Source organism: Amycolatopsis saalfeldensis, assembly GCF_900110575.1.
Classification (GTDB): Bacteria; Actinomycetota; Actinomycetes; order Mycobacteriales; family Pseudonocardiaceae; genus Amycolatopsis; species Amycolatopsis saalfeldensis.
This window is the reverse complement of sequence record NZ_FOEF01000002.1, coordinates 407,517-422,267: the sequence shown is the minus strand read 5'-3', so window position 1 is coordinate 422,267 and position 14,751 is coordinate 407,517. Positions and strand designations below refer to the sequence as shown.

17 protein-coding genes and 3 pseudogenes are annotated in these 14,751 nt (G+C 73.2%); 8 read left to right on the top strand and 12 right to left on the bottom strand.

What is annotated here, in order from left to right:
* The first annotated feature begins 22 nt into the window (after positions 1-22).
* Both BMY97_RS06060 and BMY97_RS06055 read left to right on the top strand, forming a co-directional pair.
* On the top strand, positions 23-1,141 hold the full coding sequence (locus BMY97_RS06060; protein ID WP_091613706.1) for an FAD-dependent oxidoreductase: 1,119 nt from the start codon (positions 23-25) through the stop codon (positions 1,139-1,141).
* A gap of 121 nt (positions 1,142-1,262) precedes the next feature.
* Entirely contained in the window at positions 1,263-1,850 is a 588-nt protein-coding gene (locus tag BMY97_RS06055; RefSeq protein ID WP_091613703.1) for a ClpP family protease, read from the top strand.
* Positions 1,851-1,898: 48 nt separating this feature from the next.
* Here the strand turns inward: BMY97_RS06055 and BMY97_RS06050 are convergent, their stop codons facing one another.
* Positions 1,899-3,029 (bottom strand): AraC family transcriptional regulator, encoded by a 1,131-nt coding sequence (locus tag BMY97_RS06050; protein ID WP_091614587.1) that lies wholly within the window; start codon positions 3,027-3,029, stop codon positions 1,899-1,901.
* 227 nt (positions 3,030-3,256) lie between these two features.
* On the opposite strand from BMY97_RS06050, the gene BMY97_RS06045 reads away from it, so the two are divergent.
* On the top strand, positions 3,257-3,736 hold the full coding sequence (locus tag BMY97_RS06045; RefSeq protein ID WP_091613700.1) for an anthrone oxygenase family protein: 480 nt from the start codon (positions 3,257-3,259) through the stop codon (positions 3,734-3,736).
* A 276-nt stretch (positions 3,737-4,012) separates the two neighbouring features.
* Here the strand turns inward: BMY97_RS06045 and BMY97_RS06040 are convergent, their stop codons facing one another.
* The 5 genes and pseudogenes from BMY97_RS06040 to BMY97_RS06025 all read right to left on the bottom strand — a co-directional run bounded on the left by BMY97_RS06040 (position 4,013) and on the right by BMY97_RS06025 (position 7,813).
* On the bottom strand, positions 4,013-4,501 hold the full coding sequence (locus tag BMY97_RS06040) for a GyrI-like domain-containing protein (protein WP_091613697.1): 489 nt from the start codon (positions 4,499-4,501) through the stop codon (positions 4,013-4,015).
* A 21-nt stretch (positions 4,502-4,522) separates the two neighbouring features.
* Positions 4,523-4,846, bottom strand: coding sequence for a YciI family protein (locus tag BMY97_RS06035; RefSeq protein ID WP_091613694.1), 324 nt, complete (start codon positions 4,844-4,846; stop codon positions 4,523-4,525).
* 9 nt (positions 4,847-4,855) lie between these two features.
* Positions 4,856-5,587, bottom strand: a pseudogene (locus tag BMY97_RS48230) (alpha/beta fold hydrolase); the annotation flags it as partial.
* A gap of 153 nt (positions 5,588-5,740) precedes the next feature.
* Positions 5,741-6,961: pseudogene (locus BMY97_RS48225) on the bottom strand (RNA polymerase sigma factor); the annotation flags it as partial.
* Positions 6,962-7,042: 81 nt separating this feature from the next.
* A complete protein-coding gene (locus BMY97_RS06025; RefSeq protein WP_091613692.1) occupies positions 7,043-7,813 on the bottom strand; it encodes a TetR/AcrR family transcriptional regulator in 771 nt (256 codons plus the stop codon).
* Positions 7,814-7,906: 93 nt separating this feature from the next.
* On the opposite strand from BMY97_RS06025, the gene BMY97_RS06020 reads away from it, so the two are divergent.
* Together BMY97_RS06020 and BMY97_RS06015 are read left to right on the top strand one after the other, a co-directional pair.
* Positions 7,907-10,405, top strand: a complete 2,499-nt coding sequence (locus tag BMY97_RS06020) for a DEAD/DEAH box helicase (protein ID WP_091614585.1) — start codon at positions 7,907-7,909, stop codon at positions 10,403-10,405.
* Positions 10,402-11,049 carry an SWIM zinc finger family protein gene (locus tag BMY97_RS06015; protein ID WP_091613689.1) on the top strand — a complete coding sequence of 216 codons (648 nt, stop codon included), beginning with the start codon at positions 10,402-10,404 and terminating at the stop codon, positions 11,047-11,049. The genes BMY97_RS06020 and BMY97_RS06015 overlap by 4 nt, the downstream gene beginning before the upstream one ends.
* Here the strand turns inward: BMY97_RS06015 and BMY97_RS49330 are convergent, their stop codons facing one another.
* Positions 11,050-11,535 (bottom strand): helix-turn-helix transcriptional regulator, encoded by a 486-nt coding sequence (locus BMY97_RS49330; protein ID WP_342744006.1) that lies wholly within the window; start codon positions 11,533-11,535, stop codon positions 11,050-11,052.
* Positions 11,447-11,650, bottom strand: a pseudogene (locus BMY97_RS49325) (hypothetical protein); the annotation flags it as partial. The pseudogene BMY97_RS49325 and the gene BMY97_RS49330, both read right to left, overlap by 89 nt.
* Positions 11,651-11,718: 68 nt before the next feature.
* On the opposite strand from BMY97_RS49325, the gene BMY97_RS46860 reads away from it, so the two are divergent.
* Both BMY97_RS46860 and BMY97_RS46855 read left to right on the top strand, forming a co-directional pair.
* Entirely contained in the window at positions 11,719-11,946 is a 228-nt protein-coding gene (locus tag BMY97_RS46860; RefSeq protein WP_177231184.1) for a hypothetical protein, read from the top strand.
* Positions 11,943-12,080, top strand: a complete 138-nt coding sequence (locus BMY97_RS46855) for a hypothetical protein (protein ID WP_177231202.1) — start codon at positions 11,943-11,945, stop codon at positions 12,078-12,080. The genes BMY97_RS46860 and BMY97_RS46855 overlap by 4 nt, the downstream gene beginning before the upstream one ends.
* 5 nt (positions 12,081-12,085) lie before the next feature.
* Here the strand turns inward: BMY97_RS46855 and BMY97_RS06005 are convergent, their stop codons facing one another.
* From BMY97_RS06005 to BMY97_RS05995, 4 genes are all read right to left on the bottom strand, one after another.
* Complete coding sequence (locus BMY97_RS06005; protein ID WP_091613687.1) at positions 12,086-12,883, bottom strand: SDR family NAD(P)-dependent oxidoreductase; 798 nt, start codon at positions 12,881-12,883, stop codon at positions 12,086-12,088.
* 37 nt (positions 12,884-12,920) lie between these two features.
* Complete coding sequence (locus BMY97_RS06000; protein WP_245787174.1) at positions 12,921-13,532, bottom strand: DUF4865 family protein; 612 nt, start codon at positions 13,530-13,532, stop codon at positions 12,921-12,923.
* A 69-nt stretch (positions 13,533-13,601) separates the two neighbouring features.
* Positions 13,602-13,736 carry a hypothetical protein gene (locus tag BMY97_RS49045; protein ID WP_281246881.1) on the bottom strand — a complete coding sequence of 45 codons (135 nt, stop codon included), beginning with the start codon at positions 13,734-13,736 and terminating at the stop codon, positions 13,602-13,604.
* A gap of 9 nt (positions 13,737-13,745) precedes the next feature.
* Positions 13,746-14,270, bottom strand: a complete 525-nt coding sequence (locus tag BMY97_RS05995; protein WP_091613680.1) for a VOC family protein — start codon at positions 14,268-14,270, stop codon at positions 13,746-13,748.
* 78 nt (positions 14,271-14,348) lie between these two features.
* On the opposite strand from BMY97_RS05995, the gene BMY97_RS05990 reads away from it, so the two are divergent.
* On the top strand, positions 14,349-14,750 hold the full coding sequence (locus BMY97_RS05990; RefSeq protein ID WP_091613677.1) for a winged helix-turn-helix transcriptional regulator: 402 nt from the start codon (positions 14,349-14,351) through the stop codon (positions 14,748-14,750).
* Position 14,751 lies beyond the last annotated feature (1 nt).

The following is a 14,751-nucleotide window of genomic DNA, read 5'->3' as shown; positions in this document are numbered from 1 at the left end:
GCGTATCGAAGGAGAGTGCTTCATGACCCGCATCGCCATCGCCGGAGCCGGGCTCGGCGGCCTCACGCTCGCCCGTGTCCTGCACGTCCACGGCATCGAGTCCGTGGTCTACGAGCGCGACGCCTCGCCCACCGCCCGGGTCCAGGGCGGCAGCCTCGACCTCACCGTCGAGGCCGGCCAGCGCGCCCTGCACGAGGCCGGCCTGACCGAGGGCTTCCGCGCCATCGCCCGCCCGGACGGCCAGGACCTGCTGGTGTACGACCACACCGGCGCCCTGGTGTTGCGCAAGGACACCCCGGACGAAGCCGCGCCGTTCGAGCGTCCCGAGGCCGACCGGCCGGCCCTGCGCACGCTGCTGCTCGACTCGCTGCCGCCCGGCACCGTCCACTGGGGACAGGCCGTGACCGAGGCGGTGCCGCTGCCCGGTGGCCGGCACCGGCTGCGGCTGTCCGACGGCACGACCGCCGAATGCGATCTGCTGGTGGGCGCGGACGGCGCGTCGTCCCGGATCCGCCCGCTGGTCACGCCCGAGGAGCCGGTGCACTCCGGCGCGAACGCCGTCTCGCTGAACATCCCGGCCATCGACCGCGACCACCCCGCGTTGTCGGAGCGGGTGGGACGCGGCAGCCTCATGGTGATCGGGGTGAACCGGGCGCTCTCGGCCCAGCGCAGCGGCGACGGCAGCGTCCGGGTCAACCTGACGGTGCGTGGCGGCGAGGACTGGTTCACCACCTCGGGCATCCCGTTCGACGACCCGGCCGCCACCCGCGCGGCGCTCAAGGAGCTGTACGCGGGCTGGTCGCCGGATTTCGTCGAGCTGGTGGACGCGGCGACCGGCTCGGTCATGCAGGTCAGGGTCGCCGCCTTGCCGGTGGGCCTGAGCTGGCCGAACGTCCCGGGAGTGACGTTGCTCGGGGACGCCGCGCACCTGATGTCGCCGTTCGCCGGCCTGGGCGCGAACCTGGCGATGCTCGACGGCGCGGAGCTGGCGCTGGCGATCGCCGCCGGCACCCCGATCGCGGACTTCGAGGCGACAATGCAGGCCCGCGCCGCCGAAGCGGCCGCGGAGTCCGCCGCCAACCTGGAGGTGTTCCTGTCGCCGCAGGGTGCCGCGAGGGTGGCGGAACTGATGGCGGGCTGAGCCCCGGGGTGATCGCCACGAGCGAACCCCGCACGCCGTGAGCGAACGAGGCCCCGCCGGTGGCCCCGCACGTCCTACGTTCGGTCAGGACAGAGGATCCGAACGCAGGCAGGAGAAGACGATGACCGCGGTACCGGTGCTGGAAGTCCAGGGTGGACAGTCGCTCAACGACTCGGTGTACGAGCAGCTGCTGCGCGACCGGATCGTGTTCCTCGGCACGGAGGTCACCGACGAGGTGGCGAACCGGATCACCGCGCAGCTGCTGCTGCTCGCGGCCGACGACGCCGAGAAGGACATCACCTTCTACATCAACTCGCCCGGCGGCTCGGTCACCGCGGGCATGGCGATCTACGACACTATGCAGCTGGTGAAGCCGGACGTGGCCACCTGGGGGCTGGGGTTCGTCGCGTCGATGGGGCAGTTCCTGCTGTCCTCGGGCACCCGCGGCAAGCGATACCTGCTGCCGAGCACGCGAGTGGTGATGCACCAGCCGTCGGCGGGGATCTCGGGGGCGGCGAGCGACATCGCGATCCAGGCCGAGGTGTTCGGGAAGATGAAGCGGCGCATGGCCGAGATCACCGCGCGCCAGACCGGGCAGACGGTCGAGCGCATCACCGCCGACGCTGATCGCGACCGCTGGTTCGACGCCGAGGAGGCGCTGGCGTACGGCTTCGTGGACCGCGTCGTCACCGGCGAAGCAGCCGCCTGAGCCGGGCCGCGTTGCCGAAGCCGCGCGTGGGGTACGCGGCTTCGGCGATCAGGCCGGCACGCGGGCCCGGTACTGCTGGGGGCTGCGGCCGTACTCGCGTTTGAAGGCGGCACTCAGCGCGAACGAGCTGCCGTAGCCGACCTGGCGGGCGATCGCGCCGATGGTGGTGTCGGGCTGCTGGCGCAGCAGGTCCGCGGCCAGCGCCAGGCGCCACGCGGCGAGGTAGGCCATCGGTGGCTCGCCGACGGTGCCGGTGAAGCGACGGGCCAGCGCGGCACGGGAGACGCCGGTGCCGGCAGCCAGCGCGGCGACGGTCCACGGCCGGTCGGGCCGATCCTGCAGCAGCCGCAAGGCCTGGCCGACGACCGCGTCCTCGTGCGCCCGGTACCAGGCCGGCGCGGCGGCGTCCGGGCGGGCGAACCAGGTCCGCAACGCGGCGATGAGCAGCAGGTCCAGCAGCCGGTCGAGAACGGCTTCCTGGCCGGGGACGTCCCGGCCGATCTCCTCGGCGAGCAGGGGCACGAGCGGGCTGTCCCACTCGTCCGCGCGCACCACCAGGACGTGGGGCAACGCGGCAAGCAGCCGGCGCGACACCTCGCCGACGGCGGGGTATGTGCCGGTGAGCAGCACGGTCTCGGGGTTGGTTCCGCCGTCGGTTCTGGTGGCCTCGCCGCTGGTTCTGGTGTTGGTCTCGCCGCTGGTTCCGCCACTGGCCTGCGCGCCGGTTCCGGTGTTGGTCTCGGCGCTGGTTCCGCCACTGGTCTGGGGGCTGGCCTCAGCGGTGGCCCGGGCGCTGGTTCCGGCACCCGCTGCGTCGCGAGCCTTGCCGTCGGCCGGGCTGCCCCAGGTGCGGACACCGGTGTCGACGAGGTCGGTGAGGTGCCCGCCGTCGGGGGTCCGACATTCCTGTCCGGGCAGGATCACCGCCTGCGGCGGGGTGGCCGGGTCGTCGGCGAACAGGTACGGCTCGGGGCCGCGCACGATCGCGACGTCGCCCGCGACCAGCCGGGACGGGGTCCCGTGGTCGGGCACGATCCACGCGTCGCCGGTCACCAGGGCCACGAGCGTGAGCGGGGCCCGGTCCTCGATGCGCAGCGACCACGGTGGCCGCAGCACCGAGCGGAGCAGGAACGCCCCGTGGGCGCGAGGGCCGTCGAGCAGCGCGGCGAGCGGGTCCATGCCGACCATCGTAGACGCTGAAACATGATATCGAGCCCCTGAACCATGGATCGTCTCGCTCCGCCGAGCTTGACTCACTTTCATGACTTCCGAAACGACAGCCCTGGTCCTGGGCGGCCGAGATCGCCGTCGGTGTCGGGGATGCCGGAGGAGGAGGCTGCGATGTTCGCGGATTGCGCCCGGGCTTGGGCGAGATGACGGTTTCGGCTGCGGGAAAGGAAAGTACGATGTCTTCGGTGTCCGGGGTGGTCCTCGTGGCGGCGATCGTCGCGGCGGGGCTGATCGCGGGTTTGTTCTACGCGTACGCGGTGTCGGTGATGCCGGGCCTGGCGCGGGCGGACGACCACACGTTCGTCACGGCGATGCGGCAGATCAACATCGCCATCGTCAACGGCTGGTTCCTGCTCACTTTTCTCGGCGCGCCCCTGCTCGCCGCGGCGGCCGCGGTGTTGCACCTGCCCGCGGACGGGCGCCGCGCGTTGCCGTGGCTGGTCGCGGGGTTCGCGCTGCTGCTGGTCACGATCGTGATCACGGCGGCGGTGAACATCCCGATGAACAACGCGCTCGAGCGCGGCACCGCCCCTTTGTCCGAGCTACGGGCCCGATTCGAGACCGCCTGGGTCCGCTGGAACCTCGTCCGCGCCCTGACCGCAACCGCCGGCTTCGGCTGCCTACTCGGCGGCTGGCTGGCCCGGGGCCACTGCTGAGTCGGGCTCGCCCCCGGCTCAGCCCGGGGCAGGCCGAGGTGGTTGCCCGGTCCGGCCAGTCGAGCCGGCAGAGAGGCGCCGGTTCAGCTCGATCCGGTTCGGCCGCCCTGCTCGGATCGGCACGGGTGGGCCGATCCGAGCCGGGCAGGGCCGCACCGAGCCGGGCAGGGCTGGGCTGGGCTGGGCAGCATCGAGCCGGGCGGGATCTGGCCGGGCGGGATCTGGCCGGGCAGGGCAGGGGCGGACTCGGGTAGGTAAGCGCCGAGTTCGGGTGGGTCAGTCGGCGAGGCGGAGGTACAGGTCGGTCTCCCATTTGGTCGCGTCGGGCTCTTGGCGGGGGTCGGTGCGGTAGACCTCGATGCGGGCGGCCCAGTGTTCGCCGGCGGGGGTTTCGGTGCGGTCCCAGCGCACGCCTTCCTGTTCGCCCCAGGCCAGGATGGCGGCGGTCGCCGCGTGGAGGCCGTCCGGGGCGCCGTGGTGGGTGCTCATGGCGTACTTCCCGGCGGGCACGACGTCGGTGAAGTACTCCTCGCCGAGGTCCACGGGGGCCTCGATCGGTACGCCGGCTTCCACGGTCAGGCTGCTCATCCCGGGCCCGATCACGAGGTAGCGGAAGAACGGCGCACCGGCGGGCGTGACGCCCCGGGCGGCGAGCGCGCCGACGATGGCGGCGATGCGGTGGGCCACTTCGCGCAGGCCCTCGACGGTGACGGTGTCGCGGAACCCCGCGTAGCGCTGGGCAGGACGGTCCACAAAGGACGGCATGGCTCTTCTCTCCTCGGGTGCTCAGCCCAGCATGGGGCGGACTTCGATGGCGCCGTACGCCGCGGCGGGGTGGCGGGAGGCGATGTCGACGGCCTCGTCGAGGTCGGCGCAGTCGATCATGGCGTAGCCGCCGATCTGCTCCTTGCTCTCGGCGAACGGGCCGTCGCTGAGCTGGACGCCGCCGCCCCGCACGCGGACGGTGGTGGCGGAGGCCGGCGGGTGCAGACCGCCGCCGCTGACGAGGACGCCGCGGGCGAGCAGGTCGTCGGACCAGCCGCCGCAGCCGACCGCCATCTGTTCTTCGGTCGGTTCGCCTTCGCCGGCGATCATCAGCAGGTAGCGCACGGGGTTCTCCTAGTGCTGGTCGAGGACGGCGGTCAGCTGCTCCGCGAACGGCCCCGGCTGCCCGGCGAAACCGCCGTGGTCGCCGGTGAACGGCACGGGCTCCAGGCCGAGTTCGCGGGCCAGCCCGAGGCCGGCGGTGTGGGCGGGGGTGCCTTCGGCGGCGGCGCCGACTCCGATGACGAGGCGGGCGGAGGAGGCACGCAGGGCGTCGAGGTCGGGCTCCCACTGGCCGATCGCGGCCATCAGGTGACCGAAGAAGAAGCCGAGGTTGGCCTGCATCCGTTTGCCCTGCTCGATTTCCTCGGGGGTGGGGGCGGCGGGCGGCGGCGGGACCTCGAAGCCGGTGCCGGCCATGAACGCGGCGAACGCGGCCTCGGTGCCGTGCTCGCGGTAGATCGCGGGAATGTCCGGGCCTTCGGCGAGCATCTCGCCGAGGTAGCGGCTGACCGGGGGCTCGTGGGCGACGAGGGTGCGGACCTGGCCGGGGTGGCGCTTGAGGTGTTCCAGCATCGTGATGGCGCCGCCGCTGTTGGCGAACACGTACGCGGGCTCGCCGCCGATCTCGGCCAGCAGGCGGTGCACGTCTTCGGCGTGGTCGCCCACCAGGTCGGGCCCGGGCTCACCGGTGACGGCGCTGCGCGAGATGCCGCGCGGGTCGAAGGTGACCACGGTGTAACGGCTGGTCAGCAGGGGGCGCAGGCCGGTGAACGCGGTGGCGTCGGCGGGGCCGCCGGGTACCAGGAGCAGCACCGGTCCGCTGCCGTCGAGTTCGTAGTGGAGTTCGGTGCCGGGCAGGCGCAAAGTCTTGCCGATCACGGGATGTCCTTCCGTCTCAGGTGTCGGTTCGCCCAGCCGACGAACGGCGGGCGCCGGGACCGACACCCCGGCGCCGGGCAGTTCCGAGATCCGCCGGGTGAGGTAGGCGCGCTCGGCTCCGGTGCCGGCCAGCGCCAGTGCTTCGGTGTATGCCGCGCGCGCTTCGACGGTGCGCCCGAGACGGCGCAGGAAATCGGCGCGAGTGGCAGGCAGCAGGTGGTAGCCGGCCAGGTCGCCGCGGGCGGTCAGCTCGTCGGCCAGTGCGAGCCCGGCCGCGGGGCCGGCGGCCATGCCGACGGCGACGGCACGGTTGAGCTCGACCACCGGCGTCGGCAGGTGTTTGAGCAGCTCGCCGTACAGCCCGGCGATCTGCGGCCAGTCGCTGCCTTCAGGGGTGTGGCAGGCGGCGATGGCGGCCTGGATCTGGTAACGCCCGGGCTCGCCGCGGCGCAGGGCGGCTTCCAGAAGCGCGGTGCCTTCGGTGATCGCGGCGGTGTCCCAGCGGGTGCGGTCCTGCTCGTCGAGCGGGACCAGGTCGCCGTCGGACGTGACGCGGGTGTCGCGCCGGGCGTGCTGCAAGAGCATGAGGGCGAACAGCCCGGCGACCTCGGTTTCGTCGGGCATGAGCGAGGCGAGCACCCGGGCGAGGCGGATGGCCTCGGCCGCGAGGTCCGGGCGTTGCAGATCCGGGCCCGCGCTGGCCGTGTAGCCCTCGTTGAACAGGAGGTAGAGCACGCCGAGCACGGCGGCCAGGCGCTCGGGCAGCAGGTGCGCGGGCGGGACGCGGTAGGGGATGCCCGCGGTGCGGATCTTGCGTTTCACCCGGACCAGCCGCTGGGACATGGTCGGCTCGGGCACGAGGAACGCGCGGGCGATCTCCGCCGTGCTGAGCCCGGCGAGGGTCCGCAGCGCGAGCGCGACCTGGGCTTCGACGGCCAGCGCCGGGTGGCAGCAGGTGAAGATCAGCCGCAGCCGGTCGTCCGGCACGCCGCTCTCGTCGGTGTTCCCGGGTTCTTCGGGGACGATCAGGCGCGCGGCCTCCCGGAGCTTGCCGGCCCCCACCGTTTCGCGCCGGATCCGGTCGATGGCGCGGTTGCGCGCGGTGGTGGTGAGCCACGCGCCGGGACGGGCGGGGACGCCGTCGCGTGGCCAGGTGCGCACGGCGAGGGCGAAGGCGTCCTGGACGCACTCCTCGGCGAGGTCCCAGTCGCCGGTGACCCGGATGAGCGTGGCCACGACCAGGGCCCGCTCCTCCCGGAACGCCTGGGCGACAGCGGCCTCGGCCGTGCGTCCGTCCACTTCCACCACTGCTCCCTCCGGCGACGACCCGTGCCGCCACCCGCAGTGAACCTAACCCGGGGCACCGACAGTTTCCGCTCGTCAGCCCCGTGAGACGAGCTGCCCGACGCCGTCGAGGATGCGGGCGAGGCCGAACCGGAAGTGGTGCTCGGGGTTGTCCGCGGCGCCGTAGGCCTGGCCGGCGGAGGTGCCGACGCGGCTCGCGCGCGGGTAGTTCGCCGGGTCGGCGGCGGGGATTCCGGCCAGTACCGGGGCGCTGCGCTCCCACCATTGGACGTCGGTGAGACCGCTGCGGCGGACCACGCGCGCGGCGTCGACCGAACCGCGGGCGGCGCCGCGGACGAACCCGGTGAGCAGGCTGACCACGGCGTCGAGTTCGAGGTCGCCGAGGCCGAGCCCGTCGAGGGCGGTCAGCTCGCGTTCGTACTTGGCGAAGGTGTTCGGCCCGAGCGGCGGGCGGCCGGTGGTGACCTGCAGCAGCCACGGATGCCGGTGGTAGAGCTGCCAGAGGTCCTCGGCGACGGCGGTGACCGCGTCCCGCCAGCCGGTGGCGGGCAGCTCGTCGGCCAGCTCGCCGTGGGCGCGGTCGAGCATCAGGTCGACCAGCTCGGAGTGGCTGGGCACGTAGGTGTAGAGCGACATCGGGGCGACGCCGAGGTCTTCGGCGACCCGGCGCATGGTGACCGCCTCCAGGTCGTCGGAGTCGGCCAGCCGGATGGCGGCGGTGACGACGTCGGCGACCGTGAGCTTGGGCTTGGGGCCGCGCCGCGGCGGGCCGGGCACGCCCCAGAGCAGCTCGATGGCCCGCCGCGGGTCGCCGGCGCCGGTGTACTCCGTGCTCATCCCGGACATTCTGCCCGCCGCTTCCTCGTACGCTGTACAGAGTTCTGGTATCGTCATAGTACAACGTGCGGAAACTACGGGGGTGGGCAGCTGAAGGCCGTGATCGTGGAGCCTGGCCAGGTCGTTTTCTGGGATCCGGACGGTGGTGACCCCGGTGGTCCCGGCGCCGCCGGGACGGTGCGGCTGGTGCTGGCGGACGGCGTCCGCGAGGTGCCCGCACGCCGGCTGCCCGTCGCCGACGCGGTGCCGGTGCTGCTGGCGAACCCACCGGAGAACGACCCGTCCGCGGTTTTCTGGGCCGTGGCGGCGGAAGCCGGCATACGGCTGCGCGAAGCCGGGTGGACGGGCCCGCTGGAGCCGGCCGAGGACCGCTGGCTGCGCCGGCTGGCCGAAGCGATGCCACCGCACGCCCACGCCGCCCCGGTGCCGGGCGACGACACCCGCCTGCCCGAGCCGTACCCGTTGCTGCTGCGGTTTTTAGGCGACGTCGCGGGCCTGGCGGTCCGGGTGTCGCTGCGGGTGGAGGCGGACGACCTGGCCGGCGGCCGGTTCCGCGCGGTCGTGCAGGTGCACGGCGGGGCGGAGCCGCTGGTGGACGCCGCGCGGCTGTGGGAGTCGGGGGACCAGGAGGCACGCCACGAGGTAGTGCTGGCGCTGCGCCGGGCCGCGGAGGCGTGGCCGCCGCTGGCACCGTTGCTGTCGGCAGCGGTGCCGTCCGAATTGCCGCTCGGGGACGAAGAAGTGGGCGAGCTGCTGTCCGCCGGCGCGGGACGCCTCGCCGAAGCGGGTATCAGCGTGCACTGGCCGGCCGAGCTGACGGGCCTGACCGCGCGCGCCGTGGTGGCGGCCGGGGACGAGCCCGGCGACGTGCCGTCGTTCTTCGGCGGCGGCCGGGTGCTGGAGTTCGACTGGCAGCTCGCGCTCGGCGGCGCGGTGCTGAGCGCGGCGGAGCTGGACGAGCTGGCCGAGGCGCGACGTCCGGTGGTCCGGTTGCGGGACCGCTGGGTGCTGCTCGACCCGGCGTCGGCGGACCGGGCCCGGCAGCGGACGCTGAAGCCGCTGACCGCCGTCGACGCGCTCGGCGCGGTGCTGGCCGGGACCACGGAAGTCGACGGCGAGCCGGTGGAAGTGGTCACCGGCGGCTGGCTGGAGACGGTGCGGGAACGGCTTTCCCGGGTTCCCGAGCCGGGGGAGCAGCCACCGGGGCTGGTCGCGACGCTGCGCGACTACCAGCTGCGCGGCCTGCGCTGGCTGAGCACCGTGACCGCGCTCGGGCTGGGCGGCTGCCTCGCCGACGACATGGGGCTCGGCAAGACCGTCACGCTCATCGCGCTGCACCTGCACCGCGGCGGCGGCCCGACGCTGGTGGTCTGCCCCGCGTCGCTGCTGGGCACGTGGGAGGCGGAGATCCACCGGTTCGCGCCCGGTGCCGACGTGCGCCGGTTCCACGGCGGCGAGCGGTCGCTGGACGACCTCGACGGCTTTGTCCTGACCACGTACGGCACCCTGCGCGCGGACCCGGAACCGCTCGCCGCGATCGAGTGGGACCTGCTGGTGGCCGACGAGGCCCAGCACGTGAAGAACCACCGCTCCGAGACGGCGAAAACGTTGCGGCAGCTGAGGTCCTCGGCTCGCGTCGCGCTGACCGGCACCCCGGTGGAGAACACGCTGTCGGAGCTGTGGGCGATCCTCGACTGGACGACACCGGGCCTGCTCGGCTCGCACGCGGAATTCCGCGAACGGTGGGCGAAACGCGTCGAGTCCGGCGCGGACCCGGCGGCAGCGGAGCGGCTCGGCCGGCTGCTGCGGCCGTTCCTGTTGCGGCGGCGCAAGTCCGACCCGGGAATCGCGCCCGAGCTGCCGGCCAAGACGGAGACCGACCGGCCGGTGTCGCTGACCACCGAGCAGGCCGCGCTCTACGAGGCGGCGGTGCGGGAGCTGATGGCGGAGGTGGGCGCGGCCGACGGGATGGCGCGACGGGGCCGGATCGTCAAGCTGCTCACCGCGCTCAAGCAGATCTGCAACCACCCGGCGCAGTACCTCCGCGAAGACGGCGACACGCCGCTGTCCGGCCGGTCGGGGAAGCTCGAGCTGCTCGACGAGCTGCTGGACACCATCCTCGCCGAAGACGGCGCGGTGCTGGTCTTCACCCAGTACGTGGTCATGGCCCGCCTGCTGGAGCGCCACCTCGCCGCGCGCGGGATCGGCGCACAGCTGCTGCACGGCGGAACACCGGTGCGGCAGCGGGAGGAGCTGGTGCGCCGCTTCCAGGACGGGGCGGTGCCGGTGTTCCTGCTCTCGCTCAAGGCGGCCGGGACCGGGCTGACGCTCACGCGCGCCGACCACGTCGTGCACTACGACCGCTGGTGGAACCCGGCGGTCGAGGACCAGGCGACCGACCGGGCGTACCGGATCGGGCAGACCCGGCCGGTGCAGGTGCACCGGCTCGTCGCGGAGGGGACCGTCGAGGACCGGATCGCGGTGATGCTGCGGGAGAAACGGGCGCTGGCCGACGCGGTGCTCACCGGGGGAGAAGCGGCGTTCACGGAGCTGTCCGACGACGAGCTGGCGGAGCTGGTGCAGCTGAGGAGGCACGGATGACCGAGCGGGTGCGGGGCTTCCCCGCGTTTCCGGCACGTCCCGGACGGGGTCCGTTCGCGCGTTCCTGGTGGGGCCGCGCGTGGCTGCAGGCGATGGAGGACACGGCGCTGGACCAGCGGCAGCTGCGCCGCGGGCGGGGGTACGCGGTGGCGGGACTGGTCGGCCCGATCGCGGTGAGCCCCGGCCGGATCGCGGCGACGGTGGACGACACCGGCGGCGGCCCGTACCGCACCGCCCTGCGCCTGGCCGAACTGTCCACAACGGACTGGGAGCTGCTGCTCGGCCGCGCCGCGGACCGGGCGGCCCACCTGGCCGCGCTGCTGGACCGCGACCTGCCGCCGGAGCTGGCCGACGACGTGGGCCTGCTGCCCGGCATCGGCGACCTCGACCCGGAGTGCGACTGCCCCGGCTGGGAGCTGCCCTGCCGGCACGCCGCGGCGCTCTCGTTCCAGGTGTCGTGGCTGCTCGACGCCGACCCGTTCGTGCTACTGCTGATGCGGGGCCGCACGGAACGCGAGGTGCTCGACGAACTGGGCCGGCGGACGTCGCGCCCGCCGGAGGGGATGCTCGCCGCGGACGCCTACGCCCGCCCGGTGCCGCCGCTGCCGGACCTCGCGGAGTTCACGCCGGTGCCACGCCGCTGATCAAGACGCGGACGGCGCGTGACGGAACCGGCCCGGGGCGACGCCGTACTCACGGCGGAACGCGCCGGCGAAGGCGAATTCGGTCGAGTACCCGACCTGGCGGGCGATCGTGGCCAGCGACGCGTCGGTCTCCCGCAGCAGCCGCGCGCCGCGCCCGAGCCGCCAGCCGGTCAGGTACCGCATCGGGGATTGGCCGACCAGCTCGGTGAACCGCCGGGTGCACGCGGTCCGCGGCAGCCCGGCGAGTTCGCCGAGCCCGGCGACGGTCCACGGGTGCTCCGGGTGTTCGTGGATCTGCCGCAGTGCGGCGGCGATCGCCGGCGGCCGGGAGCGTCTCGTGCCACTGCCGCAGTACCTGGACCAGCACCAGGTCCAGCAATGACCGCAGCGTCGCCCCGCCGCCCGGCCGGTCCCGGCCCACCTCGGCCTTGAGCAGTTCGGCCGGCGCTCGTAGCCCGGGGAGACGGCGATGAGGCCGGGCAGCACGCGGAGGTACTGCGGCACGGGGCCGTGCTCCATCCGGTAGGAGCCGCAGAGGAACTCGAAGTCGCACGGCCCGGGCGCGGGCGAGCCCGTGCTGGGCACCGGCCGAGGTGAGCACGATGTCGCCCGGACATCGCCGCCGGCTGCGGCGTCGGGACGCGGGAGGTCTTCGCCGACCCGCACGCGTTGTGCTTCAGATCGGGCATCCCGGCGGGCCGGGGCGTGCGGGAGTCCGGCGGAGTGCGGATCCGCGGCCGCTGGCCGATGGTGTCCGGCTGCGAGGACGCCGAGTGGGCGGTGCTCGGGCTGCTGGTGGACGACGTGTTCTCGTTCGCCGTCCTCCCGGTGGACGGCCTCGCCGTCCAACGGACCTGGCACCTGGCCGGGATGCGGGGCACGGGCAACCGTTCATGAGCGGCTATTCGCGGATGGCCGATTCACCCGGCGCCCGGCAGTGGCTGGGGGAGGCGGCCCACCTGGTGAGCCGCGCCGAGGACACCATGCTGGCGGTTGCCCGCGAGGCGGACGGCACGGCGCTGGCCGGCTGACCGGGTCAGGTGTGGGTGCCGCCGTCGATCCGGATCTCGGTGCCGGTGATGAACTCCCCGTCGTCCGACACCAGCATGGCGACGACGCCCGCGACTGCCTCCGGCCTGGCCATCGGCGCGCCGATGTCGGCGGTGACGTCGGTGGGCAGGATCGGCAGCAGCCGGCCGAACAGCGTCCAGTCGACGTCCTGGGGCATCCAGGTGGCGGCGCTGTCGGTGATGCCGCTCTTGACGCTGCCCGGCGCGACGCTGACCACGCGTACGCCCTGTTTGGCGTACTCCAGCGCCAAGGAGTGCGTGAGTGCTTGGATGCCGCCCTTGCTGGCGGAGTAGGCCGCCATGTACGGGTGGGCGAAGCTGGCCGAGGTGGAGCTGAAGTTCACCACCACGCTCCTGCCGGCGGCGATCAGCGCGGGCAGCGCTTCCCGGGTCACGAGGAACGTGCCGGTGAGGTTGACCGCGATGATCCGGTTCCAGAACTCCAGCGACGTCTCGTGGGTGTGCGAGGCCCGCAGGATGCCGGCGGCGTTGACGAGCGCGTCGAGCCCGCCGAGGTGCGCTATCGCCTCCCCGGTGACGTCGGCGACGGACTGCTCGTCGCCGACGTCCATCGGCAAGGTCTTCAGGCCCGCCTTGGACTCAGGCTCGGAATCGGCGAGTTCGGCGGTGCCCGCGAGGCCGTCCACGGCGATGTCGGTGGCCACGACCCGCGCGCCCTCCGAAAGCAGCCGCAGCGTGGTGGCCCGGCCGATGCCCGAACCGGCACCGGTGACCAGGATCCGGCGATCGTGCAAGCGTGTCATCGTCCTCCTTCGGCCGTACTGGCCACCGTAGGAGACTTCACCACTGTTGACCATGCTCCAGCGCGGCCAGTTCCGGCGCCGAAACGTGCCCGACGCGGTACCGCACCGGGTCCTCGGCCGGCGCGGTGTCCTGCCACAGCGTGTACCGCACCAGCTCCCACGCACGCGGGTCGATGACCAGGGCCGTGGAGTGCACGCCGTCGCGTCGCGCATGATCACGCAACGCCTCGAGCTCCGGCCGGACGACGTCCGCAGGCCGCGTCTCGCGGGGGACCAGCTCGGTGCGCTTCCCGGCCGCGCGCGGCGTGGTGCCGAACGCGGGCCCTGGCTCGAACGCCAGCACGGTCCAGTGCTGCACCGGCGGACGGCCGAAGTCGTCGATGATGCCGCGGAACCCGCCCTCCCAAAGGAAAGCGTGCATGCCGGCGGGGTCGTGCCAGAGGTAGAAGGGGGAGTACTGGTTCAGCTCCGACCCGTCGACGCCGCGCTCCCGCACCCCGTAGGCCTTGAGCCCGAGGCCCGGCAGGTGGTCCAGCAGCGGCCCCCGGGTCCGCACCCGGTGGTGGATCACCTCCATGTCGTAGTCGGCGGGCAGGGTGATCTCGTAGTGCATGGCGTGCAAGGCGGGCCTCCGTTTCGTCTCGTACATACTAGTAGGTACAGGATCGGCGGAGGCCCGCCGTGGGTGCTTCGAGCCGACGGGGCTGCCCGCCGTTGATCAGTGCGGCGAGGGCCCGGCCGACTCGTCGGCGCTCTGGCCGGAGCCGGGCAGGATGCAGGCCCCCGTGTCCGGGTCGCAGTAGCCGTCCGGTTCTCCGCCCATGATCACCAGTGGGCCAGTGTCGTCAGCCATGGACGGCGTTCACCGACGGGCCGGAGCGGACACGCCGGTCCCGCCGGGGAGGTCGGCGCCGTATTGGGCGATGACCGCGTCGAGGTCGAGCGGGGTGAAGGCCTCGCGCTCCACCCCGTCGGTCCGGTCGGCGGGCACCAGCCAGCACACTTCGAACTCCAGGCCGTCCGGGTCGTTGACGTACAGCGACTTCGTGGTGCCGTGGTCGATCTCGTTGGCCAGCGAGCCGGTCTCCACCAGCTTGCCGCGGATCCGCCTCAGCTCGGCCAGGGTGTCCACCTCCCAGGCCAGGTGCGCGAGCCCGGGTCGTCGGCTCGGCCCCTGCGGGGAAGCCGGGCCGTCGACCTGGAGGAAGGCCAGGTCGTGGTCGTTGGTCGAGCCCTCGGCCTGCAGGAACGCGCCCTCGGGCACCTGGTCGCCGTCGGCGTGGAGGCTGAAGACGGTGCGGAAGCCGAGCAGGTCGGCGTAGAAGGCGACGCTGCGCGCGACGTCGCGGACGTGGAGCACGGCGTGGTTGAGACGCTGGACCGGCATGTCACTCCTTGGCTTGGTTACGATCGGTACGTAACCCCACCATAGGGATGTGGCGATGACCTCACAAAAGGCACTTTGATGTACGCAAAGCACACCGCTGATCCTGACCAGGCCACCACTCCGCACCCGTGCGAGAGCTGGCCGGACGACGGCCGGAGCTTCCGGGAGACCCTCGACCGGATCGGCGACAAGTGGTCGGTCCTGGTGATCGGCATCCTCAGCGGCGGCCCCTTGCGGTTCTGCGCCCTGCACCGGCGGGTTCCGGGCGTCTCCCAGCGCATGCTCACCCTGACTCTGCGCCACCTGGAACGCGACGGGGTGGTCTCCCGGGCCGTCTACGCCGAGGTGCCCCCGCGCGTCGAGTACCAGCTGACGCCATTGGGCGAGAGCCTGCGCGCCATCGTCCACGCGCTCGCCCAATGGGTCACGGACCACCATGGGGAGATCGAGAGCGCCCGCGACCGTTACGACGCCGGTTGAG